The sequence below is a fragment of the Arthrobacter sp. TMN-49 genome, from assembly GCF_054511095.1.
The window spans coordinates 1-26,262 of sequence record NZ_JBTNDH010000022.1; the positions used below are offsets into that span (position 1 = coordinate 1).

20 protein-coding genes are annotated in these 26,262 nt (G+C 64.0%); 6 read left to right on the forward strand and 14 right to left on the reverse strand.

Annotated features, from left to right (window positions below; genetic code table 11):
* Positions 1-87 precede the first annotated feature (87 nt).
* Positions 88-747: a M48 metallopeptidase family protein gene (locus ACX80E_RS11325; RefSeq protein WP_459302049.1), complete on the reverse strand. Its 660-nt coding sequence runs from the start codon at positions 745-747 to the stop codon at positions 88-90.
* Between the two features lie 168 nt (positions 748-915).
* Between ACX80E_RS11325 and ACX80E_RS11330 the strand changes: the two genes are divergently transcribed.
* Complete coding sequence (locus ACX80E_RS11330) at positions 916-2,010, forward strand: TOMM precursor leader peptide-binding protein (RefSeq protein WP_459302050.1); 1,095 nt, start codon at positions 916-918, stop codon at positions 2,008-2,010.
* On the opposite strand, the gene ACX80E_RS11335 is transcribed toward ACX80E_RS11330, so the two are convergent.
* Positions 1,971-4,118 (reverse strand): ATP-dependent DNA helicase UvrD2, encoded by a 2,148-nt coding sequence (locus tag ACX80E_RS11335; RefSeq protein WP_459302051.1) that lies wholly within the window; start codon positions 4,116-4,118, stop codon positions 1,971-1,973. The two genes, ACX80E_RS11330 and ACX80E_RS11335, sit on opposite strands and share 40 nt — an antisense overlap.
* A complete protein-coding gene (nudC, locus tag ACX80E_RS11340) occupies positions 4,115-5,062 on the reverse strand; it encodes an NAD(+) diphosphatase (protein WP_459302052.1) in 948 nt (315 codons plus the stop codon). The genes ACX80E_RS11335 and nudC overlap by 4 nt, the downstream gene beginning before the upstream one ends.
* A 152-nt stretch (positions 5,063-5,214) precedes the next feature.
* On the opposite strand from nudC, the gene ACX80E_RS11345 reads away from it, so the two are divergent.
* The gene (locus ACX80E_RS11345) at positions 5,215-6,447 is read left to right on the forward strand and encodes a macrolide 2'-phosphotransferase (RefSeq protein ID WP_459302053.1); all 1,233 of its coding nucleotides are present in this window, start codon (positions 5,215-5,217) and stop codon (positions 6,445-6,447) included.
* A 10-nt stretch (positions 6,448-6,457) separates the two neighbouring features.
* Here ACX80E_RS11345 and ACX80E_RS11350 read toward each other — a convergent pair whose 3' ends face one another.
* From ACX80E_RS11350 to ACX80E_RS11360, 3 genes are read right to left on the reverse strand one after another with little or no spacing between them, the layout of a single operon-like run.
* Complete coding sequence (locus ACX80E_RS11350; RefSeq protein WP_459302055.1) at positions 6,458-9,922, reverse strand: ATP-dependent helicase; 3,465 nt, start codon at positions 9,920-9,922, stop codon at positions 6,458-6,460.
* Positions 9,919-13,209 (reverse strand): ATP-dependent helicase, encoded by a 3,291-nt coding sequence (locus ACX80E_RS11355; protein WP_459302056.1) that lies wholly within the window; start codon positions 13,207-13,209, stop codon positions 9,919-9,921. The genes ACX80E_RS11350 and ACX80E_RS11355 overlap by 4 nt, the downstream gene beginning before the upstream one ends.
* Positions 13,206-13,646 carry an MGMT family protein gene (locus ACX80E_RS11360; RefSeq protein WP_459302057.1) on the reverse strand — a complete coding sequence of 147 codons (441 nt, stop codon included), beginning with the start codon at positions 13,644-13,646 and terminating at the stop codon, positions 13,206-13,208. Before ACX80E_RS11360 ends, ACX80E_RS11355 begins: the two co-directional genes overlap by 4 nt.
* 69 nt (positions 13,647-13,715) lie before the next feature.
* Here ACX80E_RS11360 and ACX80E_RS11365 point away from each other — a divergent pair, with 69 nt between their 5' ends.
* The 4 genes from ACX80E_RS11365 (at position 13,716) to ACX80E_RS11380 (ending at position 17,185) form a co-directional block, all read left to right on the forward strand.
* The gene (locus tag ACX80E_RS11365; RefSeq protein WP_459302058.1) at positions 13,716-14,402 is read left to right on the forward strand and encodes an exonuclease domain-containing protein; all 687 of its coding nucleotides are present in this window, start codon (positions 13,716-13,718) and stop codon (positions 14,400-14,402) included.
* 344 nt (positions 14,403-14,746) lie between these two features.
* Entirely contained in the window at positions 14,747-15,682 is a 936-nt protein-coding gene (locus ACX80E_RS11370; protein WP_459302059.1) for an ABC transporter substrate-binding protein, read from the forward strand.
* 3 nt (positions 15,683-15,685) lie between these two features.
* On the forward strand, positions 15,686-16,444 hold the full coding sequence (locus ACX80E_RS11375) for an amino acid ABC transporter permease (protein WP_459302060.1): 759 nt from the start codon (positions 15,686-15,688) through the stop codon (positions 16,442-16,444).
* A gap of 3 nt (positions 16,445-16,447) precedes the next feature.
* Entirely contained in the window at positions 16,448-17,185 is a 738-nt protein-coding gene (locus ACX80E_RS11380; RefSeq protein WP_459302061.1) for an amino acid ABC transporter ATP-binding protein, read from the forward strand.
* A 143-nt stretch (positions 17,186-17,328) separates the two neighbouring features.
* On the opposite strand, the gene hemL is transcribed toward ACX80E_RS11380, so the two are convergent.
* The 8 genes from hemL to hemE form a co-directional block, all read right to left on the reverse strand.
* Complete coding sequence (gene hemL / locus ACX80E_RS11385) at positions 17,329-18,636, reverse strand: glutamate-1-semialdehyde 2,1-aminomutase (RefSeq protein ID WP_459302062.1); 1,308 nt, start codon at positions 18,634-18,636, stop codon at positions 17,329-17,331.
* A gap of 51 nt (positions 18,637-18,687) precedes the next feature.
* On the reverse strand, positions 18,688-19,668 hold the full coding sequence (hemB, locus tag ACX80E_RS11390) for a porphobilinogen synthase (protein ID WP_459302063.1): 981 nt from the start codon (positions 19,666-19,668) through the stop codon (positions 18,688-18,690).
* Between the two features lie 17 nt (positions 19,669-19,685).
* A complete protein-coding gene (locus ACX80E_RS11395; RefSeq protein ID WP_459302064.1) occupies positions 19,686-20,552 on the reverse strand; it encodes a uroporphyrinogen-III synthase in 867 nt (288 codons plus the stop codon).
* Positions 20,549-21,544 (reverse strand): hydroxymethylbilane synthase, encoded by a 996-nt coding sequence (gene hemC, locus ACX80E_RS11400; RefSeq protein ID WP_459302066.1) that lies wholly within the window; start codon positions 21,542-21,544, stop codon positions 20,549-20,551. Before hemC ends, ACX80E_RS11395 begins: the two co-directional genes overlap by 4 nt.
* Positions 21,545-21,549: 5 nt before the next feature.
* Positions 21,550-22,719, reverse strand: coding sequence for a ferrochelatase (locus ACX80E_RS11405; RefSeq protein WP_459302067.1), 1,170 nt, complete (start codon positions 22,717-22,719; stop codon positions 21,550-21,552).
* Complete coding sequence (hemQ, locus tag ACX80E_RS11410; protein WP_459302068.1) at positions 22,716-23,411, reverse strand: hydrogen peroxide-dependent heme synthase; 696 nt, start codon at positions 23,409-23,411, stop codon at positions 22,716-22,718. The genes ACX80E_RS11405 and hemQ overlap by 4 nt, the downstream gene beginning before the upstream one ends.
* A 74-nt stretch (positions 23,412-23,485) precedes the next feature.
* Entirely contained in the window at positions 23,486-25,036 is a 1,551-nt protein-coding gene (locus ACX80E_RS11415) for a protoporphyrinogen/coproporphyrinogen oxidase (RefSeq protein ID WP_459302069.1), read from the reverse strand.
* 34 nt (positions 25,037-25,070) lie between these two features.
* Entirely contained in the window at positions 25,071-26,126 is a 1,056-nt protein-coding gene (gene hemE / locus ACX80E_RS11420; RefSeq protein ID WP_459302070.1) for a uroporphyrinogen decarboxylase, read from the reverse strand.
* Between the last annotated feature and the right edge of the window lie 136 nt (positions 26,127-26,262).

The following is a 26,262-nucleotide window of genomic DNA, read 5'->3' on the forward strand; positions in this document are numbered from 1 at the left end:
CCTCCTCTTTTTCTTTGCTGTGGTTTTTTTGGTTTTTTGCCTGCCCCCCCCCCCCCCCCCCCCCCCCCCCCCCGGCCCCGCAGCCTTTTAATCCACGTCTTCGCTGTCTACGTCGTCCTGGTCCAGGTCGTTGCTCATGCCGCGAATGTTGCGGGCGGCTGAAAATGAGGCACCGTCAAGGAACGCTTTTGCTCGTTCCAGCTCACTAAAACCGGCCATCTCGGCCCAAAACGCCGAACTGTGGTTGGCGTGAATCAGGTGTGTCAGCTCGTGCAGGAGCACATAGTCCACCACCCATTCGGGCATGCCCTGCACGTGGTGAGAGATCCGGATGGTTTTCCGGGCCGGAGTTGCCGAACCCCACCTGCGATCTTGATTCGTCACCCACCGCACAGATTCGGGCACGGCCCGCGAGCCCAAATACGTCCCGGACAGGTACAAGCAGCGCTGCATCAGGGAGTCGTCGCTGGGTTGGACCCGGCGCCTGCCACCCTTGCTGCTGGCCTCAAGTTTCGCCACCATGTGCGGCACCCAATACTGTTCATCTTCAAGACTCAGCCGCGCCGGCACCGCTATGACGGCCTGGGGGCCTTCCCAAAATGCTGCCAAGCCGGTTTTTCGCCGGGCCGTCCGCCTGACGACGACGGCTTCGCCGTTGCTGCGTCGATGTGCCGAGTAGGAGTCGCCCAGCGGCCCGGGTGTTCCCTTGCCGATGGGCCGCCGTCGCGGATCCAATGCTGCTGCCATGCTTCGACGGTACAGCGATCTTGCCACTGTTCTAAAGTCGGCCTAGCCAGATTGTGGACAAGTCGCGGCTGTGGATAACTCTGCGCACGCTACGTGGCAAAGTGCCATGATCTTAAGATAGCGCTGTTGCCGCCAGCCAGCTCGAGGAAGACCCGTCAGGAGGCCATCATGACAACTATCAACCCGGGGCTTCGCATGGTGCGCCGCAGCAGTCACAGCATTCAGATCGGGCTGGGGCAAGGCGGGGTGATCCTGGACGGTTTAGCCGAAACCGATTTGGCTTTTGTTGCCGCCTTGGGGCAGGGCATAGCCGATGGTGAGGTGTTCTTGCGGGCCGCTGCGCTCGGTGTGGAGCAAGGGCGTGCCCGGGATATCTGTGCCAAGATTTCGGAGCTGCTGTTCAGTGACGCCGAACTGTCCACCCAAGGCTTTCGCGCCGAACGGCTCTTGCCCGAACGCTGCGCGCTCCTGAGTTTGTACAGGGGCCCCTGCCAGGACTACATGACCCGGCGCGAACACGCCGTGGTCCATGTTGTGGGTTTGGGGCGTACCGGCGCTGCCCTTGCGGCGGTACTGGTCAGCGCCGGGGTGGGGACGCTGCTGCTCGAGGACGACAGTGCCGTGATAGCCACTGATGTAAGCCCCGGCTCGTTCCTGCTGGCCGACATTGGTTTGGCCCGTTCGGTGGCTGTGCGCCGGCACCTGCTGCGGCTCGATCCCAGCAGCAACGCCCATATTGTGCACGACGGCGGGGCCGGCGGTCCCAGCCTAAGGTACCTTGATCTTGCCGTGGTGGTGGGTCATGACGTGGTGCACGCGCCAACGTCTGCCCGTTTCATGGGCGCCGAGCGGCCACACCTTTTTGTGTTGTTGCGTGAGCAGGACGGCGTGGTGGGCCCGCTGGTGGTGCCGGGCGAAACTGCGTGTGCCGAGTGTGTGGAGAGGCATCGGAGCATCCACGATCCGCAGTGGTTGGAGGTGTCTGGCCAACTTCTCGGTGGCCCCACAGACGCCACCGATCACCGGCACTGTGCGCGATTGTTGGAGAACGCGTCAATGGCCGTCACCTTGGCGGGGACTGCTGCGCAGCACGTCCTCGTGTTCCTTGATGCGGTGAACCAACCGGCCTCATGGTCATCGGTGCTGACATTCCATCCTGACAACGGACGGTGGACGCAGCAAGAATTCAGCACCCACCCCGAGTGCGGTTGCCAATGGCAGAATCAGTCGCTGGCCACAATCTCCAGCACCGCCTCACCATAGCGTTCCAGTTTGGCCGGGCCCACTCCGGGCAACGATGCCAGCGTGTGAAGATCTTGCGGCGCCGCCTCAGCGATAGCCATGAGCGTTGCATCGGTAAACACCACAAAAGCGGGGACGTCTGCGGCTGCGGATTCCTTCAAACGCCACTGGCGCAACTGCTCAAAAATTGCTTCGTCGTAGCCCGGCGGGCAGTCGGGGCAACGGCCAACTTTACGTTCGGCACCTGTGTTGAGGATTTTCCCGCATACCCGGCACACCGAGGGGCCGGCAACCTTGCGGGACTTTCGCACAGCAGGCTGGCGGGGGCCTGTCGGTGCACCACCCACCGAGCTGGGGCGCAACCCATCAAGGAACCTGGACGGCCGGCGGTTGGCCCGGCCACCGGGGGTTCGCGCAGTAGACCAGGAGAAGTTCAGAAACTCCCGGGCGCGGGTGATCCCCACATACAGCAGCCGGCGTTCCTCATCGACGGTTTCCGGGGTGTCCGCAAAGGAGATGGGCATGAGACCTTCACTCAAACCCACAAGGAACACAGCATCCCATTCAAGACCCTTGGCCGAGTGCAGGGATGCCAACGTGACGCCCTGAACGGTGGGCGCATGTTGTGCCGAGGCACGATCTTGCAGTTCGGCCACGAAGTCCATCAGGGTGAAAACGTGCTCGGGTGTGCTGCGTGAAAGGGCCAGTTCATCGGCCAGGGCCACCAGCGCCGACAGTGACTCCCAGCGTTCCCGCACAGCACCCCCGGTCTTCGGCGCCTCGGGCTGGTAGCCGAGGTTTTTGAGCACGTCGCGCACCAGCTGACCCAGCGGTTCATCCTCTGCGGCACGGGACGCTGCCCGCAATTGCAGCATGGCGTCGCGGACTTCCTTGCGAGCAAAGAAGCGCTCACCGCCACGCAATTGGTAGCCGACGCCTGCGCCGGTGAGTGCTTGTTCATAAGCTTCTGATTGGCCGTTGGTTCTAAACAGCACTGCGATTTCGCTGGCCGGGGTGCCGTGCTCTATCAAGATCTTGATTCGGGCGGCCACTGCAGCCGACTCTGCCTCGTCGTCGCTGCACTCCAGGAATTCAGGCGTTGGGCCGCCGGGGCGCTGCGCTATCAACTCCAACGGTGCCGACCACAGGGCGTCAGCACTTAATCCACCACTGCGGCGATTGCTCAGCAGCGAGTTGGCCAGCCCCACCACTTGCGGGGTGGAGCGGTAGTCGCGCACCAGTTTGACCACACTGGCGGCGGGGAAGCGCTTGGGAAAGTCCAACAAATGCCGCGGCGTTGCACCCGTGAAGGAGTAAATGGTCTGGCTGGCATCGCCCACCACGCACAGTTCCTCACGCCCGCCCAACCATAAGTCGAGCATGCGTTGCTGCAGCGGGGACACATCCTGGTACTCATCCACCACAAAATGCCTGTACTGGTCACGGACGGTGGCCGCCACCCGCGGGTCCTCCTGCAAGATGCCCACCGTTATGAGCAGCACATCCTCAAAGTCGATGAGGTTTCTATCCGCCTTGACGTCCTCGTAGCCCTGAAAAAGCCGTCCCACAGCCACTTTGTCCAAGCCGCCAGGCTCGCCGCGATCCTGTGCCTTCAAAAGGTACGTCTCGGGAGTGAGCATGGAGACTTTGGCCCACTCAATTTCGGCCGCCAGGTCACGGATGGCTGCCCTGTCGGCGGGCAGGCGCAAGCGCCGCGCGGCCTCACCGATGATGGTTGCCTTGTGTTCGAGCAGGCCCGGGAGTTGACCGCCGACGGCGTGCGGCCAGAAATACTGTAGCTGGCGTAACGCTGCTGCGTGGAAGGTGCGGGCCTGGACCGAGCCCACCCCCAAATCACGCAGCCGGGTACGCATCTCCGCGGCCGCCCGGGCGGTAAACGTCACAGCCAGGAGCCTGTTGGGGTTGTACACTCCCGTGTGCACACCATAGGCGATGCGGTGGGTGATGGCGCGGGTTTTGCCTGTACCGGCGCCTGCCAGCACGCACAAGGGTCCGCTCAGTGTTGTGGCCACCGTACGTTGTTCCTCATCCAGCCCGGCCAGGATGCGGTCTTCGGCTGTTCTCTCATCCATGACAGGTAGCCCGGTCTGGCGTGGATCAAAGCTCATGACTGCTCTCCGGCTTCCAGGATCGGCCCGCCGTACCAATGCTCAATCAGGGACCTGGCAATGGAGCGTTTGTGTGAAATTGCCGCCTCGCCGTTGAGCACGGCTGATTGAAGTTCGTCCCGGGTAAACCACCTGGCAGCCCTGACTTCAACGTTGTCGGGGGTTGGCACAACATCGTCGGTGTAGCCAATGAAACCCAGCATCAACGAGCGCGGGAAGGGCCAGGCCTGGGAGCCAAAGTACTGAAGAGAATGCAAGTGGACACCCACTTCCTCAGCAATTTCACGCACTGCAGCCTGTTCGGCGCTTTCCCCCGCCTCGGCGAAACCAGCGACCGTGGAATACCTGTGCGGCTCCCACGCATAGTTGTTGGCCAACAGGATTCGGCTGTCGGCACCAACGATGGCGACGATGACGGCGGGATCCGTTCGCGGAAAGTGTTCGGACTGATCAACCGTGCAGCGGCGCATCCAACCAGCGGAGGCAACCACTGTGGGGTTCCCGCAGCGAGGGCAGCAGGGGTGGGTGGTGTGCCAGTTGGCAACAGCTTGAGCCTGGATGAACACTTCCGCGTCGGCGGCACTGAGATACGCGGCGGCGTCACGGTAACCCATGTATGCCGCACCGGCAGGCACCCAGGCCGGGAGGACGGCGTCGTACGGGAGAATCTGGAGCACAAGGGACGTCTGGGCCGGCAGCTGGTGCCCATGACCGGCGTTGACGTTGCCGAGGAAAACTGTGATGGTCCCGGCCGGCAGAACCGTGGTGATGTGCGCGGGATCCAGGTAGCCCAGCGCCCGGTCTTCCACCAGCGCCTTGCCCCGGTGAAAGAGCACCACCCGGTGGGTAGGATCGGCCCGCACAGCATCCACGTATCCGGGCTCAAGTCGCTGCTCGCACTGCCTATCAAGAACTGTTTCGGCAGAGAGCTGGGATTTGATCATGCTTCTACCGTACGCAATCCACTGCAAGTTTTTACATTTAACCCCTGGTGTTTGTGGACAACATGAACAGCTTCACAACTAGTTCTCGCGACTCGCCGCCGCAACGGCGCGGCGTTGGCGCAATAGCGTTCTACGGTAGAGGTGTGAGAAGAATGACTGCAATCGAATTGGCCGCTATTGCCAGCGCTGCCGTGCCCGGACTCAATGTGACCGCTTTTGGTCCGGAACCAGATGACACTGCCGATTTCTGTTCAGCCTTGCTCGTTGATTCGGACAACCGGCGCTGGCGTGTGCGCTCACCGCGGCATGCCGAGGCAAGCACGCGCTTGGAGACAGAGCGCCAAGTATTGCGGGCTTTTCCCCCGGCCATCCGCGCCGAATTGCCGTTCCTGCTGCCCACTGTTGCCGGGACCGTGCGCCAGGGCGAGCTCATCACTTTTGTTTACTCCCACATTGCCGGCAGAGCCGCATCCGTGGAGGACTTGGCGCAGGGAAGTTCTGCGATGGCGTTGGAGATCGGCGCCGCCATTGCAGCCATCCATGACCTGCCGCAGCACCTTGTCACCACCTATGACCTGCCCAGCTACACGGCCAATGAGTTCCGCCAGCGCAAACTCAATGAGTTGGATCAGTCCGCCACCACCGGGAAGATCCCACCGGCCCTGCTCCGGCGTTGGGAACATGCCATGGAGGATGTTGCGCTCTGGCGTTTCAATGCCTGCGTTGTCCACGGGGACCTGCATGAAGACAACATACTGCTCGACGGCGATAAGGTCACGGCAGTCATTGGCTGGACTGATTTGCGCGTGGGCGACCCCGCCGACGACTTTGCCTGGCTGGTTGCCGTGAACGACCCCGGGTTCGTAGACACCGTGATGCAGGCATATGCAGCAGCCCGCAACGAGACGCCCGACCCGCACCTGCTGCGCCGTGCTGCTCTCAGTGCAGAATTTGCGTTGGCGCAGTGGCTTGTCAGGGGTTACGCGGCGGACAGTGCACGCATGGTGGAGGACGCCGAATCCATGCTGCGCACGCTCGAGGCCGATATTGCCGAACATGGCGGGCAGCCCATCAGCGTTGAAACGGCCACAGTGGCGGCCCCCCAAGCCACCGTGGCCACGGCGGCTCCCCTGCACGCCGCACCGGTCGAGGTGGCAAGCCCGGTCACCTCCGCTGTTCCCGTCGTTACCGTTGCCGCCACCCCCGCCGAAACGGCCGAGATCGCAGAGACGGCTGAGACTTCTGATGAGCCAGCCAGCGACGACGACGCGACCGCTGGCGAGACACCCACCAACGACGACACGAAGGCCTCCGTTGACCCGGGTCCCGGTGCCGCCACGGATCTGGACACCACCGCCTTGAAGGTCATCCCGCTCAAGAAGTAGCCGCCACCACCTAGCTCGAGTAGGCGTTGGTGACGATCGCTTCAAGTTCGTCCTGCCCGGCCAGATCCACCGGGCGAATGAGTTTGTCTTGGCCTACATAGTAAAACGCTGCGCGAACGTGCTCCAGCGGAACCTCCTTTAACCGTGCCCAGGCCAGCCTGTACACGGCCAATTGCACACCACGTACCGCCAGTTGAGCCTTCGAGGGCACCTTTCCGGTTTTCCAGTCGATCAGGTCCCAGCCGCCGTCGTCGTCACGGAAGATCGCGTCAATACGGCCGCGCACCACAACCCCGGCAACCCTCGTCTCAACGGGCACCTCCAGCTCAGCCGGGACGCGGGCGGCCCAGGCAGAGTTCTTGAACGTTTCTTGCATCTCTGCCAGCCCGTAGGCCTCATCAACGTAGGCGTCGGCACCGGGAACCTCGTCGAAGTCCAGTTGGCCGCTGGTGCCAAAGAAGTCTTCAATCCAGCCGTGGAAGGCGGTTCCCTTCCTTGCTGCCATGCCTGGTTTTGTGGGCACAGGTCGGCGCATGGCACGGGTAACTTTTTCCGGGTCTTCACCGAGCGCCACAAGTCGGGAGGCCGAAATATGTGGTGGCAGCTCCACCCGCAGCTGGTCGGATTCAAGCCGCTCCTGGGCCAGCAGCACAGCCAGTTCCCTGCCCCAGCGGGGATTCTCAGCGAAGAACTCCTCACCATCTGCGTCGGCGCCGCCCCCCTGCAGCCGCGCCGCCGTGACGGCTGCCGCTGAGCGTTCAGCGTTGATGCGCCGGCCAACCCGCTCCGCGACGCCGCTGCGGCCCACAATGACGGGCCCGTTGAGCGGATCGTAGGGCCATTGGGCGCTTTCAGCACCTGCACTCACGGGGTTTTGGGCATCCTCTTCGGGATCGTCAAACCACTGAAAAATCTCGGCGGTGTGCGCTGCACCCTCCGTCAATGGCAGCAGTTCGGCCAGGAACTTCGACGGCGCCAACGGTTTCTTCCCGCTCCCCCAAACGGTGCTTGAGCACATCAGAAAATCCCGGGCGCGGGTGAAGGCCACATAGGCCAGCCGCCGCTCCTCCTCTTCACCGTGCAACAAGACGTCATCGGCAAACAGCTTCTCGTTTTCCAGCAACGTCTTCAGATCCGGCACCTGAAGGTCCCATGCGGGCAAGTCCTCCTTGTCACCGCGCAGCGGCCAGGGCAGCGACTTGGCACCTGTGCTCCAGCGATCCGCCCGGGTACTGGGAAACGCACCTGCATTCATGCTTGGCACGAACACCACATCCCATTCAAGCCCCTTCGAGGCGTGCACTGTCAGCAGTGCCACGGCGTCCGGATTACTCTCGGTGGGTGTCATTTCCAAGCCGCCCTCCTCCGACTCGGCCGTTTCCAGCCAGCCCAGGAAGGCATCCAAGTCAACCCGTTGGGCCGCTTGCATGAACGCTGCCGCGGCATCGGCAAAGGCGTCCAGGTTTCGCCGGGCATGGTGGATGCTGGAACCGGGTTTGGCTGCCAGTTCAATGTCCAAAAGCATTGTCCGCTCCACCACGCCGAGCAAGTTACTCAGGTCCTCCCCCACGAAGGTTCGCAGCACCCGCAGCTCATCCCGCAGCGTCAGCAGGCGTGCCCTGGCAACGTCGCTGAGTGGACGCGCAGCCTCGGGCCAGTAGTCGGCGCTGAGGTAATCCAGGGCCTCAATCAAGGATGACGAATCCACCAGATCAGCTGCCACAACCGTTTCCTGGCCCGCGTCTGCGGGCGTAGGCGGTGTTGCTGTGGCTTCGGATGGGTCAGGGTTTTCGTTTGCCGGGGAATCTGCCCGCACAGCTGCATCAAAGTCCACCTGGTGCTTTGACGCCCATTGCCTGCGCCGGGCCAAATACCGTGCCCAGTCGGCAAAGGCCATCAAGTCTGCCGGCCCGATACGCCATCTGGCCCCCGTCAGCAACCGCATCAAGGCGTCGGAGCGGCCAGGATCGGCAATGACCCGCAAGGTGGCCACCAGATCCACAATTTCCGGCGTGCCCAGCAGCCCGCCCAAACCAACAATCTCGTAGGGAATGCCACGTGCCTCAAACACCGACTGCAACCGGGGAAATTGCGCACGACGGCGGCACAGCACTGCCACCGTCATGGCATCCTGGGCGCCCCCACGGTGACTAAAATCGCCTTTCCGGGCCAGGATCTGCTCAGCAATGGCCTCCGCCTGCAGCAACTCGGTTTCATAGCGCGCCAACACCACCTCCCCGGCCTGTGCGTGCGGCTTTTCCCGCAACGGCGAAACCACCACGTGGGGGCCGGCTGCGGCACGCTGCGCCGCGGTGAGCCCCGCCGCCACCTTGGCGTCGGCCTTCCGGGTTTGGGCCCGGGCCAGTTCAGCCGACATGACATTGGCGGCTGCCAAAACATGGGAGGAGTTGCGCCAGGCAATGGTGAGCTCGGCCGTCGGTGCGTAACCGCCGTCGAGCTTAAGGAAAATCTCCGGGAACCGGAACAGCTGCCCGGCGGAGGCGCCGCGAAATCCGTAAATGGACTGGTGCGGATCGCCCACGGCGGTGACCGGGTGGCCGCCACCAAAGAGCTGGGCAAAAAGCTGCAATTGTGCGTGCGAGGTGTCCTGGAATTCATCCAACAACACCACCTTGTAGCGTTGGCGTTCCATCTCCCCGGCGTGCGGAACGTCCTGGGCAATTCTGGCCGCCAGGGCCACCAGGTCGCCGTAGTCCAAGACGTTGCGGCGGCGTTTGGCTTCGGCGTAGCTTTGCACCAGAGCCGTCACCGAGGCGCGGGTGCGCAGCACATCCAGTTGCTTCTTGACGGCGGCCGTGGCCGGTTTGGCGGTCTCGGCAATATAGGGCAGGGACTCAAAGCTGCTGACATAGTGATCAATCACGTCCTTGACGTGGGCAGGATCTTGCAGGTGCTCGGCACATTCACCAGCCAAATCCATGACCGACTGAATCAAGGTCGATTTGGCGGCTGTGAAGTGCTCGTGGGCGCCATCATGGGCTTCCACCACCTCGCTGGCCAGCTGCCAGGCCTCGGCAGCGCCCATCACCACCGCGTCCCGTTCGATGCCAAGACGCAACCCGTAGTCGGTGACAATGCCGCTGGCGTACGAGTGGTAGGTGGATACCTTGGGTTCCAGGGCGTCCCGGGCGGCGGCCGCCGGCGCCAATTCCACCTCACCGGAGCGGGCCAAGGTGCCCAATTTAGCCAGCTGTCCACGGATCCTGGCCGCCAACTCCCCTGCCGCCTTGCGGGTGAAGGTGACACCGAGAATTTCTTCGGGCAGCACCAGCCCGTTGGCCACCAGCCACACCACACGGTCGGCCATGGTGGTGGTCTTGCCCGATCCGGCCCCGGCAATGACCAGCAGCGGTTCAAGGGGTGCACAAATAATGCCTGCCTGCTCGGCCGTGGGAGGGCGCTGCTCCAACAACTCGGCAAGTTCATAGGGGCTCAAAGGCTGTGAAAGGCTCATTCGGTGATTTGTTTCCCTTCCGGGCACAGCGGGCAAATAGTCGGCAGCGGACAGCCATTGCGTTCGGTCCAGTCGGCGCCGTGCCGGGCGGGAAACACAGCCTGGGCCATCAACATCGCAGCCTCCATGACGTTGCGGGTGGGGTCGTGCTCGCTGCCAGCCACCATGGGTGCCTGGTCCTGAGTTTTTACTGTCTTGGTGCCGTCCCCCAACGGCAACAACGCTGCCCCGCCAGAGGCTGCGTCAGCCAATCCGGCGGCCCGGGCTTGTTCGGCAAAGCCGCCGGCCGTCACAGCCACTTGGTAGGCGCCCAGTTGCGGGTGCGCCGCAACCTGGTCTTTGCTGGGTTTGCTGCGCCCTGTTTTGATGTCCACAACAATCAAGTTGCCGTTCGAATCGGCTTCCAGCCGATCCACCTGCCCACGCAAAACCACCGTCCGGGCCGGGCTTGGCGGCTCGGCGCCGGAGGCGTCCGTTGGCAGCACCCCCAGCTCAACACTGAAGTTTTGCTCAACCCCCAACAATGTGCGGCCATCCTGCCGGGCGCTGACAACATATTGGGCCAATTTGCCCATCATCTCCTGCGCCCGCCGGTAATCCACATCGCTTTCCCACGACTCGTCCAGCCCCAACGATGGCCACCGACTGTCCAACTCAGCCAGGTACTCGTGCCCGGCTCCGTTGGGAATGTCCTGGGCAATGGCATGGATCAAGGTGCCAAGGCTGCGGGCAAAGTCGGTGGTGGCTTCTCCGCCGGCGGCCTTGATGAACCAATTCAGCGGGGACTTCACCACCTCTTCAACCTTTGACGGCGAGACTGTCACCGGATCGCCGGGGGCAATGATGGGTGCCTGCGTGCTCAACGGCAGTAAACCCCACCACTGCTGCGGATCAGCACCGGCAATGTTCTTCTGTGCCAGGACTACCAGCATTCTGGCTGCTTCAGGATCCGCATGCATTTCCGATTCCTGCCGCAGCTCAGCCACCAGGGACCGCAAGGTCATGGGCCGCGGCACGTGTTCCACGGGGCGCACCGGGTACTGGGATTCACCGCCGGAATCTGTGACGGGGATGTACGGGGCAGCCAGGTCAATGAATTGTGAGGGCTGCAGGTCATGGCCGGCCGCCGCTGTGAGAATGAGTTTCTCACTGGCCCGTGACATGGCTGCGGCAAAGCTGCGCAGTTCGTCGTACCTGATGTCGCGCAGGCGGGCGGCCGGCTCAATTTGACGGGCAGCCTGGGCACCGCCTTCCAGCACATCCACCAACAACTGGCTGCCCAACAGCTCGCCACGCAAGCGGGTGTTGGGCCAGACGCCCTCCTGCAACCCGGCCACAATGACCACAGGCCATTCCCGGCCTGCCGCACTGGCAGGTGTCAGGATCTCCACCGCGTCGGTGCGCTGGGCGCGCGCCGCCAGGGTATCCATGGGCAGTTCTTGGCTCATCAAGTAGTCAAGAAACTGCCGTGGACTGGATCCGGGAAGCTGGTCCACATACCGTTCGGCCGTCTGAAAGAGGGCCATGACGGCGTCAAGGTCCCTGTCGGCGCGGATGCCCGTGGGCCCGCCACGCAGGGCCTGCGATTCCCAGGTCCCGGAGCTGTCGCAGGCATCCCACAGGGCCCAGAGCACCGTTTCTGCGTTGGCGCCCGGCTGGGCCACGGCCTCGTTCCCCGCGGCAAGCATGGCGGCAATTCTTGTGGCATTGGCCGCCTCCCACCCCAGACCGGCCAACTTGTCGGGATTGAGCAGCGCCTCCACCAACAGTTCGTCACTGGCGCGGCCCCCGCCGGCGTGCAATTCCTGCTGCCGCAGCGCCTGGCGCAAGCGCCGCAGCTGCAAGGCAGTGGAACGGCCCAGCCGGGAGGTTAACAGCGCAACTGCTGCCTCGGCGTCGAACGTCTCAGGCCCCAACGCAACGGCGAAAGCCTCAAGCAGTGGGCGCACCGCCGGCTCGTCCCGCACCGGATTCTCCGCCACCGGAACCTTCACGGCAATGCCCTGCCCACTCAGGTATCGTTGCAGGGCGGCGAGGGCTGACCCCGTGCGCACAATGACAGCAATTTCGTTCAGGCCGTGCCCGCCCAGGTGTTGCAGGTGCAGTATGCGTTCGGCCACCAGGCGCAGCTCATGGACCTCGGAGGCCACCACATGGGCGCTGACAGACGACTCCGGTTTCGCCGCAATTTCCTGCGGCCAGCTGAGCTCGCGCGCCTTGTGCCCGCCCCGAATCTGGAAGATGCGCTCAGCCACCCCCGACCAGGCGGCAGCGAGCTGTTTGCTCATCCGGTGCGAGGTGGACAGCACAAATTGCCGCAGGGGCAGCTCCTGCGTTGCCAGGGAGTCGCCCAGGGTGGCCACCAAATCGGGACGGGCGCCACGGAAACCCTGCACCACCGTGTCGGGGGACGCAGCCACCAGCACGTCCTTGCCGCGGCCCACCAGCTGCAGAAGCTCGTGCACTGCCTTGTTGGCTTCCTGGATGTCGTCAACCACGATCAGGCCAAGTCGGTGGCGTTCCTGGGCCAGAAATTCCGGGTCTATGCGCAGAAGAGTCGTTGCGGCGGTGATGATGCCGGCCGGGTCGAAGGAACCTGACTTGCCCCAGTCCACCACATCCCGGTACTCGCCATAGAGGGAGGCCGCGGCCACCCAATCCGGGCGCTGGCTTACAACACCCAACTCCGCCAAGTCCTCCGGGGCGAGGCCGTACTCAATGACCCTGTCAAAGAGTTGACGGATCTCTTGGCGGAACCCGCGGGTATCCAGCGCCTCGGCAAGTTCCTTGGGCCATTGCGGGTCCGCGCCCAGCCCCATCCGGTGACCGGCCAGCAGGTCCCTGATGATGAGGTCTTGTTCGGGCCCGCTCATGAGCCGTGGCGGGCCGTCCAGGTGCGGCATGCGCCCCTCCACCTTGGCCCGACGCAGCAGGTCGAAGGCATAGGAGGACCATGTCCTGGCCGGGGAAGTACTCAAACTTCGGCTCAGGCGGGCACTGAAACCGTTGCGTAGCTTCGCCGCTGCCAGGCGGGACGGAGCCAGCAGCAAGGCACCTGCTGGATCGACGCCGTCGTACTCGATCCGTTTCACAGCAGCCTCAATCAGCACGGTCGACTTGCCCGTGCCGGGGGCTCCCCAGATCAAAACTGGTCCGGACCCGGGTTTGAGGTCAACCACGCCCTGCTGATCGGGGCTCAGCGCCGGCGCACCGACCTCACTCTGGGCGGGGGCCACCAGGGTGAGTTTGGGCAGTGCCACCCGTGCCTGCTTTACTTGCGTGCTCATGCACTCAGTCCATCACGAGGCACTGACACTGGCGCGCTTTCAGCACCGGGCTCCTGATCGGCTGCGTGCAGTTGCACGGCGATGGCGTCGATAAGCACAAAATCCGCCTCACCCGGGTTCCACCGGGCGGCCTTCATGTCCACCCGCCAGCTGGGTGTGCGGCCCGGGGTTGATAGTTCGGTGGGGTCACCACGCAGCGCCGTCCCTTCGTTGAGGTAGCGCTCCAGCGCCCGCCCCTCATGGCCCTGCGGGGCGCTGCCACTGGCGCGAATCACCCGCCACCACGGCACAGCACTGCCTTCCCTGGCCATGGCGGCACCCACTTGCCGCGGGCCCCCGCTTTCCAGCAACGCCGCAATATCCCCGTAGGACACGACACTGCCCGCCGGGATCAACTCGGCCACGGCCAAAACTGCCTCAATATACTGCTCACGCATGCTTCCAGCCTAGTTCGCCGCACGTGCCCGACGCATTCGGATGTCCTCCCCAGCAGGTAGCGTTGGAGCATGACTAGCTGGAGCATGCACCCCCGGGCCGCGTTTGACTTGGAAACCACAGGCAAGGACCCCCGTACTGCAAGGATTGTGACTGCCTCCATTGTGGTGGTTGATGAGACTGGTGCCGTGGTTGACGTCCACGAATGGTTGGCAGACCCGGGCATGGACATCCCCGAAGAGGCGGCAGCCATTCACGGGATCAGCACCGAGCAGGCCCGCGAGAACGGGCGCCCGGCGGCTGTTGTTGCGGCCGAGGTGGGGGCTGTTCTGGCCACCCTCTTCGCCAACAACATCCCCGTCATCGCCTTCAACGCCAGCTACGACTTCACCGTCCTGGCCAATGAGGCCCGCCGGCACGGGCTCGAGCAGATCACCGCCGCACCCGTCATCGACCCGTTCATTTGCAACAAGCACTTGGACAAATTCCGCAAGGGCAGCCGGACGCTGGTGGCGCTCTGTGAGGAGTACGGGATTAAGCTCGACGCCGCCCACACCTCGGCTGCCGACGCTGAAGCGACGCTGCGACTGGCCGACTCCCTGGCTGCCAAATACAGCGCCCTGCGTGTTGACGTCATGGAACTACACAACGCCCAGATCACCTGGGCCCTGGCACAGGCGGCTGACTTTCAGGACTATCTGCGTCGGGTCAAAGATCCGGGCGCTGTCATTGAGGGTGACTGGCCGGTGCTTCCCTAGGCTGCGCACGGGGCCGGGCATTAATCACTAAACATGATCTAAATCACAACCCCAACCCCTACGCACCGGAGGCGCGACGGCGCGTCAGTCGTGCAGCGGCGCGCACTCAAGAATGCCCGCAGCATCCGCCGCAACGGCATTGATCGCACTATATTCTGCGCTTCAGCCGTCTGGGCATGCATAAATTCGTATCCGCCATATTTTGGGGCCGGATGACATAATTTAGTTTTGTGGCTCGAGTTCTGCTACGAAACTCCTGTGAGTTTCTTCCCCACTCCCCACACTACGCTTACCCGCCCGATGCGTCTTTCGGGCTGGGCACCTGCAATGAAAGTGAATGTTTGATGAAGAAATCAGCCCTCAAGTGGCTCACCACAGTCCCTGTTGCTGTTGCACTGGCATTTTCGCTGGCTGCCTGCGGCGGATCTGGCACTGACACCGGTTCGGCCAAACCCACCGATGCCCTGGCCGGCAGCGACAAGGTGTCGCTGGATAAGTACACAACAGCCGATGTTGTCCCCTTGGACAAGATCGACAAAGCTGCCCTGGGCTTGGCTACTCCGGGCACCATCTCTGTTGGCACGCTCTCCGATGCCCCGCCGAACATCTTCTTGAAGGATGGCAAGTTCACCGGTTACGACAACGAGCTGTTGCGCGCCATGGGCGAGAAGCTGGGCCTGAAGGTTGAATTCAAGTCCACCGATTTCTCCGCTCTGTTGGCTCAGGTGGAGAACAAGCAGTTCGACGTCGGCTCCTCCTCCATCTCCACCACCGACGCACGCCGCAAGAACGTTGGCTTTACCAACGGTTACGACTTCGGTTACATGGCTGTCGTTGCCAAGACAGATTCAGCCATCAAGGGCTTTGCCGATCTGAAGGAAGACACCCGCATTGCGGTTGTCACCGGCACCGTACAGGATGACTATGTCAGCAACACCTTGAAGATTGAGCCCGTACGCTTCGCCGACTACAACACGGCGTACGCCAATTTGAAGAACGGCCAGGTTGACGCCTGGGTTGCTCCTTCCCAGCAGGCCACCGGCCAGGTGAAGGACGGCGACGGCACTGTCATCGCCGAAGAAGTTGTCAACACCCAGAACTTCACCGCATACGCCGTGAACTCCCAGAACAAGGCCCTGACGGATGCCATGAACTCCGCATTGGATGCCGTTATCGCCGACGGCACCTGGTCCAAGCTGACCAAGGAATGGTACCCAACCCGTCCCATGCCCGCTGACTGGTCACCGGGCTCCAAGGCAGTAACGGTTCCCAAGGCCTAACCTATGGATGTTCTCGAGCAGCTCGCAAAAACGTTCCTTGACTGGGAGGCCATGGCGGAAGTCATTCCGTCCATGCTCACCGTTGGTTTGCCCAATACGTTGATTTTGGCCGTTTCTTCGGCTTTCTTCGGGTGTGTCCTGGGCATGGTCCTGGCAGTCATGGGTATTTCCCGGAATCCCATCCCCCGCTGGATCGCCAGGATCTATACGGATATCTTCCGTGGCCTGCCCGCCATTTTGACCATTCTGTTGATTGGCCTGGGGCTTGGCCCGGTGGTGCGCATCCTGACCGGAAGCACCAATCCCTATCCTCTGGGTATTCTGGCGCTCTCATTGATGGCTGCTGCCTACATTGGTGAAATTTTCCGTTCGGGCATTCAAAGCGTTGAAAAGGGCCAGCTTGAGGCGTCCCGCGCCCTGGGGTTTAGCTATAGCTCCGCCATGGTGCTGATTGTTATTCCCCAGGGCATCCGGCGCGTATTGCCGGCCCTGGTGAACCAGCTGATCTCCCTGATCAAGGACTCATCCTTGATCTACATGCTGGGCCTGCTGGCCAGCCAACGGGAGATCTTCCGCATAGGCAACGACCAGGCCGCCACCACCGGCAACCTCTCACCACTGGTTGCCGCCGGCTTGCTGTACCTGTGCCTGACCGTCCCACTGACCCACTTGGTGAACTTTATGGACAAGCGCATGCGTGAGGGCAAGACTCAAAAGGTTGAACCCGACGAGGCAGCAGCAGTTATTGGAAAGGGACTCTAAACCATGAGTGAATTTAGTTCAGGAACCCTGACCGCCAAGAACATCCACCTGTCGTTCGGCTCAAACCACGTCCTGCGTGGCATTGACCTGCACGTGCCCAAGGGCACCACGGCATCCGTGATTGGCCCTTCGGGTTCGGGCAAGTCAACGTTGCTGCGTGTCATGAACCGGCTGATCGAACCGGAGCAGGGCGACATCTTCCTTGACGGCCGCTCCGTCTTGAAGGACAACCCGGATGAGCTCCGCCGTCGTATCGGCATGGTCTTCCAGCAGTTCAACTTGTTCCCGCACAAGACAGTTGTTCAGAACGTTTCCCTGGCGCTGAGCAAGATCCGCAAGATGCCCAAGGACCAGGCTCACGCCAAGGCGATGGAGCAGCTGGACCTTGTTGGGCTCAAGCACAAGGCCGACGTCCGCCCCGGCAACCTCTCCGGTGGCCAGCAGCAACGCGTGGCCATTGCCCGGGCCCTGGCCATGGAGCCCGAGGTGATGTTCTTTGACGAGGCCACCAGTGCTCTTGACCCAGAACTGGTCAAGGGTGTGCTGGCGTTGATGACAGACCTGTCCAAGGGCGGCATGACAATGGTTGTGGTGACGCACGAGATGGGTTTCTCCCGCAATGTCTCCGACACTGTGACGTTCATGGACGGCGGTGTGGTGGTTGAAACTGGATCACCGGATGAACTGTTCACGGCCCCGAAGACGGACCGCCTGAAGGGTTTCCTCTCGGACGTCCTCTAGCTTTTTCCAACTGACCCGCAGAAAACGGCGAAAATGCTCCATTTTGGAGCGATTTTCGCCGTTTTCTGCGGGTCAGTTGTCTAAACGCGCACCGATTTTGGGTGTTTTGTCCAACAACTGCCACACAGATTCCCGGGGAGGGGTTAGCGAGTGGCGGCCGCGGCTGCCTTTGCCGCTGCCGGGAGGACTGCGAAGATGCGGTTCATGGCGGCGTCGTCGTGTGCGGCGGACAGGAACCACGCCTCAAAGACGCTCGGCGGCAGGTACACGCCGGCGTCCAGCATGGCGTGGAAGAACGGCGCGTAGCGGAACGCCTCCTGGGCCTGCGCGTCGGCGTAGTTGTGCACGCCCCCAGCGGAGGTGCCAAACGCCACCGAGAACAAGTTCCCGGCCCGCTGGATGGAGTGGTCCACGCCTTCGGCGGACAGGGCAGACGACAAGGCCTCAGACAATTCCAGGGAACGCGCATCAACCGTGGCGTAGACCGACGCGGTGGCGGCCGTCAGGGTGGCAACACCGGCGGCCATGGCCACGGGGTTGCCGGACAACGTGCCGGCCTGGTAGACCGGGCCCAAGGGAGCCAGGTAGTCCATGACGTCCGCGCGGCCGCCCAGTGCCGCCGTGGGAAGCCCGCCACCAATGACCTTGCCAAAGGTGAACAGGTCAGGGGTCCACCCTTCCGAAGCGCCGGTCAGGCCCCAGTACCCGGCAGCACCAACCCGGAATCCGGTCAGGACCTCGTCCAGGATCAGCAGGGCGCCGTTGGCCGCAGTGATGCGTGAGAGCCCTGCGTTGAACCCGACGCCCGGGGTCACCACGCCCATGTTGGCCGGCGCCGCCTCGGTGATGACGGCGGCAATCTTGTCCCCGTGAGCGGCAAATGCTGCTTCGACGGCGGCCAGGTCGTTGTACGGCAGCACCAACGTTTCGGCGGCGGTTGCGGCCGTGACGCCTGCCGAGCCGGGCAACGCGAGAGTGGCCAGGCCCGAACCTGCTGCGGCCAGCAGGGAGTCCAGGTGGCCGTGGTAGCAGCCGGCGAACTTGATGATCAGGTCACGGCCGGTGAAACCGCGGGCCAGACGCACGGCAGTCATGGTGGCCTCGGTGCCCGTGGAAACCATGCGCAAGCGTTCGACGCCGGACACGCGCCCCTGCACCAAAGCGGCCAGTTCGCTTTCGGCCGGGGTGGAGGCGCCGAAGCTCAGGCCGTGGTCGACGGCCGCGTGGACGGCCGCAAGCACGTCCGGGTGGGCGTGGCCCAGCAGGGCCGGACCCCAAGAACACACGAGGTCCACGTAGTCGCGGCCGTCTGCGTCGGTGAGGTAGGCACCCTTGGCGTTGACCATGAAGCGCGGTGTGCCACCCACCGAGCCAAAGGCGCGCACGGGCGAGTTCACCCCACCGGGCATCAGGGTCTTGGCGCGATCAAAGAGTTCTTGCGAGCTGGTCATGAGTTTTCCTTCGAGTCAATAAGTAGTGGCGAACAGGATGCTGGCGGGGCGTTAGTTCTTGCGCATCCAGCCGGCCAGCTCGGCCGCCCAGTACGTCAGGATCATGTTGGCGCCGGCCCGCTTGATGCTCAGCACTGATTCCTCAATGGCTGCGCGGCGATTGATCCAGCCGTTGGCGGCTGCGGCCTCAATCATGGCGTACTCGCCGGAGATTTGATAGGCGGCCACGGGGACTGGGGACATGGCTGCCACGTCGGCCAGAATGTCCAGGTAGCTCATGGCCGGCTTGACCATGACGATGTCGGCCCCCTCGGCCAAGTCCAGTTCAACCTCGTGCAGGGCCTCGCGGCGGTTGCCCGGGTCCATCTGGTAGCTGCGGCGGTCGCCGTCGAGCTGTGAATCCACGGCCTCCCGGAACGGACCGTAGAACGCCGAGGCGTATTTGGCGGCGTACGCCAGCACCGAAACATCTGCATAGCCTGCCGCGTCCAGCGATTCACGGATCACCGCCACCTGGCCATCCATCATCCCCGACGGCGCCACCACGTGCGCCCCCGCGGACGCCTGCGCCACAGCCATTTTGGCGTAAACGCCCAACGTGGCGTCATTGTCCACCTCACCGGCGGCGTTCAGGACCCCACAGTGCCCGTGGTCGGTAAACTCATCCAGGCACAGATCGCTCATCACCACCAGATCATCGCCCACCACGGCCCGCACATCCCGGATGGCCTTGTTCAGCACCCCGAACGGGTCCAGGCCGGCGGAGCCTGTCGCGTCGCGGGCGGCGGGAATACCGAAAAGCATGATGCCGCCGAGCCCCAACTCACGTGCCTCGCGGGCGGCCGCCACCAGGGAGGCCGTGGTGTGCTGGACGACGCCGGGCATGGAGCTGATGGGTTTGGGCTCGCTAAGGTCCTCGCGAATGAAGACGGGCAAAATCAAGTCCGCCGGCGCCAGCCGATATTCGCTCACCAGCGTGCGCATGGCTGGTGTGGTGCGCAGACGGCGCGGACGGTGCTGAGGGAAGCTCACTGTGGATTCTCCGTAAATTACGTGGTGTGAAAATTATTGTGGGCATCGCCCAATGCTGCAACGATTCCCGCGGGTGTGGGGTGCGTGGCCGTGGCCGCAACCCGCAGGCCCAGCCGCTGTGCCTGCGCCCGCGTTGGCTGTCCAATGGCTATCACCAAACAGTCATCCGGCAGCGGAGCCATGGTTGCGGCAACCCGTCGCGCTGCACTTCCGGAGGCCAGTACGACGGCGTGAATCAGTCCCGCCTGAGCCTCCCGTGCCGCTTGGGCCGGGGTGAGTAGCGGGTAGCTCGTGCCGGGACCACCAGGCGTTGCACCATTCAGCGCCGCCGTCAACCGCTTCCCCTCCCGGGCTGGGTAGTCCACCGTGCTGTAGGCCGTGACAACGTCCGCATCCCAGCCCTTGGCGTCCAGGCCGTCCACCAGGGTGGCTTCGGCCAGGTCCGACTGCGGCAGCAAAACCCTTCCACCGCCGTCGTGCAACAGCGGCCACAGCTCAACGAGCCCCGCCGCAGACTGAAGATCTACGGGGGCCAGCTGCGCCTGGATGCCCTCGGCGGCCAGCACGGCAGCGGAGGTGGGCCCAATGGTTGCCACCGACGTTGTCGCGGGAACAAGGTCAGCCAGCGACATACCAGCCACCTCACACCATTGTTTCAGCGCCCGCACAGTTGTTATGGAGCTGACCACCAGCCAGCTGTACTCCCCCGCCGCAAGCCGGGCCAGCGCGGCGCTCAGCACGGCTTGATCTGCCGTCTCAAAGTCGATGAGCGGCACCAAAACCGGCTCAGCCCCAGCAGCAGCCAGGGCATCGGCGAAGGCCCCGGCCCGGTCGGCGCTGCGCGTCACGGCAACGCGCAAACCTGTGAGCGGGCCCTGCGTCACTGCGCCGAGCCGGCCAGATCCGCCAAGTCCCCGGCACCGTCGGCGAGCAGTTCCTCGGCCAGTTCAATGCCAAGGAGGGTGGCGCCAACGCTGCTGAGACCGTCGGTGGCTTTCTTCACGCGCATGGTGCGTGTGCCGTCGAGGGAGGCGACAACAGCCTCCAGGTAGAGCATGGAGCCCTTGCGGTGGGCGAAGGCTCCCACGGGGGCGCTGCAGCCCGCCTCAAGGCGTGCCAGGAGCGCGCGTTCGGCCGTGATGGCCAGGCGCGTGTCCTGGTGGTCAACGGCAGCCAGGGACTGGCCCAGGGTGCCTGTGAGATCGGCGTCGGCGGTGCGGCATTCCAGGGCGAGTGCACCTTGGCCGGGGGCCGGGAGCATCACCTCGGAGGACAAAAATTCGGTGACGGTATCCAGGCGGCCAATGCGTGTCAGGCCGGCTGCGGCAAGGACGACTGCATCGAGGTCGCTGGTCTTGCCGGGAACCGTCTCGGCGGCCGGGTTACCGGGCAGGCCAGCAACCCGGGCCAGGCGGGTGTCCACATTGCCACGGATGTCCACGACCCTCAGGTCCGGGCGGGCAGCCAAGAGCTGGGCTGCTCGGCGGGGTGAACCGGTACCCACGCTGGCACCCTGAGGCAGCTGCGCCAGGGTGAGACCGCCCCGGGCGCACAGTGCGTCGCGGGCATCGGCCCGCTGCGGCACGGCGGCCAGGGTCAGGCCCGGCACGGCAGCTGTTGGCAGGTCCTTGAGCGAATGCACGGCAACGTCCACGCGTGAATCCAGAACTGCTGCCCGCAGCTCGGCGGCGAAGACGCCCGTGCCACCCATTTGCGACAACGGGCCCGTGAGGACGTCGCCGTCGGTCTTGATGGGGACGATCTCTGCCTCAAAGCCGCCAACGGCGCTGAGCTGATCGGTAATTTGTTGAGTCTGGCTCAGGGCCAGTTTGCTTCCGCGGGTTCCAATTTTCACAGTACTTATTATCCCTGCCATGGCGTTTAGCGGCTATTCCCGCCGCCGGAGGCCACCAGACCCACCGTGCTGCCCACCTCGGCAATGACAGGCTTCTCGCCACGGAAGTTCGCGCAGCAACCGGGGTTGCACACATCAAACCAGGGCCCCAGCTTCGTCATGGCCGGGCGTTCTTCGATGTGGTTTTCCACCGTGCGTTCGCAGATCAAGTCCACCAGGCCGCGGACAAACTTTTGGTGGCTTCCCGGAGTGGGGGCGCGGTCAAAAATCAAGCCCAGGTCGGCGCACGTTTCCGCTGCCTCGGTGTCGAGGTCCCACAGGACCTCCATGTGGTCGCTGACGAAGCCCAGCGGCACCACCACAACGCCCTGGGTGCCGGCGGCAGGCAGCTCGGCCAGGGCATCGTTGATGTCGGGTTCCAGCCACGGCACATGGGGCGCGCCGGACCGGGACTGGTACACCAGCGACCACTCCTGGGCGGGGTCAACCCGGGCCATGATGGCCTCCGCCGCGGCCAGGTGTTGGGCCACGTAGGCGGAGTTTTCAGCAAATTCGCGGGTTTCATTGACCGAGTTGCCTGCGGCCTCGGCATCCCGGGTGGGGATCGAGTGCGTGGCGAACATGACGTGCACTGAATCCTGGGCTTTTCCGGCGGCGGCGAGGGCTGCCTTCACGGTGGCCAAGGATGCGGCGGTTCCCTCGATGAAGGGCTCCACGAAACCGGGGTGGTCAAAGTATTGGCGCACCTTGTCCACGGCAAGCTTGCCGTCCAGGCCCGACTCCGTCAGGGCCATGCCGATGTCCTCGCGGTACTGGCGGCAGCTTGAATAACACGAGTAGGCGCTGGTGGTGACCATCAGGAGTCGGCGGTGACCGGCGTCGTACGCGTCCTGCAAAACTGCCGGAATGTACGGGTCCCAGTTCCGGTTGCCCCACAACACCGGCAAGTCGATGTTGCGGGCAGCCAGCTCGGCTTCCAGCGCAGCCTTCAGGGCCCGGTTCAGGGCGTTGATGGGGCTGATGCCGCCATTTGTGCGGTAGTGGTGGCTGACTTCTTCCAGCCGCTCGTCCGGGATGCCGCGCCCGCGCGTGACATTGCGCAGGAACGGGATGACGTCGTCCTGGCCCTCGGGACCACCAAAAGAGGCCAGTAGGACGGCGTCGTAGTGGGCCGGGGCTGCTACCGGAGCGGTCATCGCAGAACCTCGGCAACCTCGGCGCTGGCGATGCGGCGGCCCGTGTAGAACGGCACCTCTTCGCGGACGTGGAGGCGTGCGTCGGAGTAGCGCAGGTGGCGCATCATGTCCACCAGGTCGGTGAGCTCGTCGGCTTCCAGGGCCAGCAGCCATTCCCAGTCCCCGAGGGCGAAGGCGGATACGGTGTTGGCCAGAATCTGCGGGAATTCCCGGCCCAGCATGCCGTGCTCGCGCAACATGCGGCTGCGGTCCTCGGCGGGCAGGATGTACCAGTCGTAGGAGCGCACAAACGGGTAAACACAAACCCAGCCCTTGGGTTCGTTGGGCCCCATGTAGCTGGGCGCATGGCTCTTGGCGAACTCCGCCTCGCGGTGCACGCCCATGGCCGACCAGGCAATCTCGGTGTTGGCGAAAAGCTCCGTGCGGCGAATGGAACGCACAGCCTTTTGCAGGTCTTCGGGAACGGCGCCCACCAGCCAGACCATGATGTCGGCGTCGTTGCGCATGGCGGAGACGTCATAGGCGCCGCGCAGCGTGATGCTCTCCGCTGCTAGGGCGGCCACCAGTTCATCAAACTCGGCAACAGCGGCTTCCGCGCCGGCGAACGAACCTGTCCGCTTGAACACAGTCCACAGCGTGTACGGTGTCGCGTCAGGAGTTTTGGTGACAGATTCTGCGTTTGTGTGGCTCATGCGTTCAAGTCTGCACCCAACCACGCGGAAATCTAAAACCGAGGTTCTCTACATTACGTAGAACGTGGCGAAGATCACTGCTTGCTGGCCGCGTCAACGGCTGCCCGGATTTGCCGCCTGGTGCCGCTGACAACAGCCGCCAGGCCGTTGCCGCTCATCCAGGCGCCGGTCAAGACAAGGCCGGGAACGGCTTGTGCCAGGGCATGGACCTGCGCCATTTTTCCTTGATGCCCGACGGCGGCGAACGGCAAGGCGCCCCGCCAGCGGACAATATCGGCACCCAGCAGATCCGCCTCACCCACCGGCACGCCCAGCAGTGATGACGCGTCGGCCAGTGCCGTGGCGATGAGATCGGAGTCGTTCGGGGTGCGTGCTGTGAGCCTGACAGCGTCGGCGGCCTTGACCCCTGCCCGGCCATAGGAGAGCCGCACCACGTGCGTGCCCGGGCCCGTGGTCTCCGCCAACCAGTCCCATTTGGCTGTGGCGTGGGTCAGCGCCTTGGCCGCGATGCCATCCACACCGGGAGCCACCAGCACACCCGTGCCGCGCGGCGCCGAATCAAGCTCGGGGACATCCACCACAAGTGTCACCAGGCGAATATCCGGCCCCGGGGCGGGGGCGAAGGGCAGCAGCTCGGGGAGCTCCTGACCCAGAAGTTTCACGGCCATGGGGCCGTCGGTGGCCACCACCAGCACGTTGGCTGCGGCAAAACCGCGTTCCGTGCCACGCTCCCAGTCCACAATCCAGCGTTTGGGGGCGCCGCCGTCGTACCTTCTGGAGGACTCAGACGTGGCAGCCCCAGCAGCGGCAGGGTCTGTGTCGCCACGATAAATGGCCTTGACCTGGTGCCCCGCATGCATGGCGACGCCGCCCGCTCGCAGCGCCTCCACCAAGGCGCTCACCAGTGTGTGCATGCCGCCGGACAGACCTGCCACGGCGGATCCGGGCTTGCTGCCGGCCGCGCGCTGCGCCGCCACCGCGGCCGCCAACGAACCGTGCTCGCGGATCCCTGCCCGCAGGCCCGGTGCGACCATGTCCACGTCCAAAAGTTCCGCATCCGCCGAATGAACGCCGGCCACCACAGGCGCCACCAGCCGCTCCAGCACCCGCTTGCCCATGCGGGCCCGGACAAGATCGGCCACACTGGAAACGGGCTCGCTGGTGCCAACAGCAACAGGCATTTTGGCGTCCAGGGCTGCCCGTAGAACGCCGGAGGCGCCCAAGGCCGCACGCACCTCGGGGGCTGTTAGGTCCGCGGGAATACCCAAAATACCTGTCTTGGGCAGCGGCACCGGGCCGTCCGGCAGCCACACCCAGGCGCCCGCCGGATTGGGTGTCACAATCTTCTCCGCAAGCCCCAGTTCGGCAATCAAGTCAGCCACGGCCGTATTGCGGGTGGCGAACGATTCAGCACCACTGTCCAGCACCACACCGGCCACCTCATGGCTGCCCACGCAGCCACCCCAGGTCGCCGCCGCGTCAAAGATGCTCACCTGGAAGCCAGCTTTTTGAAGACCCCAGGCAGCCAGCAAACCCGAGATGCCACCGCCCACCACCACCGCGCTGTTAGGCGCAGGGTGCTGCTGCGGCCTGTAGGCTTTGGCGGCTAGTTTTCGGTTTTCCATGGTGTCCCCTCAATGGCTGGTGCTAAAACTGGCGCTAAATGGAGTGAATGAGCTCGACAAGTCGGGTCAGAATGGCCGGGTCAGTCTCCGGCGGCACCCCATGCCCCAAGTTCACCACATGTCCGGGCGCCGCCGCGCCAGCTGCTATCACCTGACGCACATGAGCCTCCAAAACCTCCCACGGAGCGTTCAGCAGGGCCGGATCAATGTTGCCCTGCAGCGGCACCACGCCACCAAGCCGGCGGTTGGCAACATCCAGCGGCAGCCTGTAGTCAACACCAATGACGTCCACACCCACCTCCAGCATGGCGCCAAGGAGTTCGCTGGTGCCCGTGCCGAAGTGGATCAGCGGAACGCCCAGATCGCGCACATGATCCAAGGCCCGGGCCGACGCCGGGGCCACGTGTTCTGTGTAGTCGGCAAGTCCCAGCGACCCCGCCCAGGAGTCGAAGAGTTGGCCGGCGCTGGCGCCGGCTTCGATTTGGGCGCGCAGGAATTTTCCGGACGCGTCCGCAGCCCAGTTCATGAGCGCCGCCCACACCTCGGGCTGTGCGTGCATCATGGTGCGCGGGCCCAGGTGGTCGCGGGACGGCTTGCCCTCCACCATGTAGGCGGCCACCGTGAACGGGGCCCCGGCGAAGCCGATGAGTGGGGTGCTGCCCAGTTCCGCAACGGCCAGGGCCACCGCTTCACGAATGGGGGCCAGGGCCTCCTCGGTGAGCTCGGGCAGATTGGCGACATCCTCGGCCGTGCGAATGGGCTTCTCCAGGACGGGCCCCACGCCGGGGACAATATCCACGCCCACCCCTGCCAGCTTGAGCGGGATCACAATGTCGGAGAAGAAGATGGCCGCGTCAACGTCGTGGCGGCGCACAGGCTGAAGCGTGATTTCAGCTGCCATGGCCGGCTTGAGGCACGAATCCAGCATGGTGGTGCCCACGCGCAGCTCACGGTACTCGGGCAAGGAACGGCCAGCCTGGCGCATGAACCAGACGGGCCGGCGGCTAGGCTTTCCACCACGGTAGGCGGTGATCAGCGGGGAATTGGCGGTGCGGCCATCCATCAACGGGTGGCTAGGGCTCAGTGTCATGGCACCACCCTACAGAGCCAATCTGGGCATCTTTTGTGCACAAACTGTCACCGTAGTAAAGCACACAGTCAGTGGCTCACGTAAGCATCGTCACAGTCTTTTGCTGACGGTTAAGGGCATCCTGTGTATAAACACT

Coding starts and splice junctions, on each gene's coding strand:
- ACX80E_RS11375 (WP_459302060.1), top strand. CDS start 15,686: ATGGATGTTCTCGAGCAGCTCGCAAAAACGTTCCTTGACTGGGAGGCC.
- ACX80E_RS11355 (WP_459302056.1), bottom strand. CDS start 13,209: ATGAGCACGCAAGTAAAGCAGGCACGGGTGGCACTGCCCAAACTCACC.
- ACX80E_RS11345 (WP_459302053.1), top strand. CDS start 5,215: ATGACTGCAATCGAATTGGCCGCTATTGCCAGCGCTGCCGTGCCCGGA.
- hemC (WP_459302066.1), bottom strand. CDS start 21,544: ATGGCAGGGATAATAAGTACTGTGAAAATTGGAACCCGCGGAAGCAAA.
- ACX80E_RS11370 (WP_459302059.1), top strand. CDS start 14,747: ATGAAGAAATCAGCCCTCAAGTGGCTCACCACAGTCCCTGTTGCTGTT.
- hemQ (WP_459302068.1), bottom strand. CDS start 23,411: ATGAGCCACACAAACGCAGAATCTGTCACCAAAACTCCTGACGCGACA.
- ACX80E_RS11380 (WP_459302061.1), top strand. CDS start 16,448: ATGAGTGAATTTAGTTCAGGAACCCTGACCGCCAAGAACATCCACCTG.
- ACX80E_RS11365 (WP_459302058.1), top strand. CDS start 13,716: ATGACTAGCTGGAGCATGCACCCCCGGGCCGCGTTTGACTTGGAAACC.
- hemL (WP_459302062.1), bottom strand. CDS start 18,636: ATGACCAGCTCGCAAGAACTCTTTGATCGCGCCAAGACCCTGATGCCC.
- ACX80E_RS11360 (WP_459302057.1), bottom strand. CDS start 13,646: ATGCGTGAGCAGTATATTGAGGCAGTTTTGGCCGTGGCCGAGTTGATC.
- ACX80E_RS11350 (WP_459302055.1), bottom strand. CDS start 9,922: ATGAGCCTTTCACAGCCTTTGAGCCCCTATGAACTTGCCGAGTTGTTG.
- ACX80E_RS11330 (WP_459302050.1), top strand. CDS start 916: ATGACAACTATCAACCCGGGGCTTCGCATGGTGCGCCGCAGCAGTCAC.
- ACX80E_RS11335 (WP_459302051.1), bottom strand. CDS start 4,118: ATGAGCTTTGATCCACGCCAGACCGGGCTACCTGTCATGGATGAGAGA.
- ACX80E_RS11325 (WP_459302049.1), bottom strand. CDS start 747: ATGGCAGCAGCATTGGATCCGCGACGGCGGCCCATCGGCAAGGGAACA.
- hemE (WP_459302070.1), bottom strand. CDS start 26,126: ATGACACTGAGCCCTAGCCACCCGTTGATGGATGGCCGCACCGCCAAT.
- ACX80E_RS11405 (WP_459302067.1), bottom strand. CDS start 22,719: ATGACCGCTCCGGTAGCAGCCCCGGCCCACTACGACGCCGTCCTACTG.
- ACX80E_RS11415 (WP_459302069.1), bottom strand. CDS start 25,036: ATGGAAAACCGAAAACTAGCCGCCAAAGCCTACAGGCCGCAGCAGCAC.
- nudC (WP_459302052.1), bottom strand. CDS start 5,062: ATGATCAAATCCCAGCTCTCTGCCGAAACAGTTCTTGATAGGCAGTGC.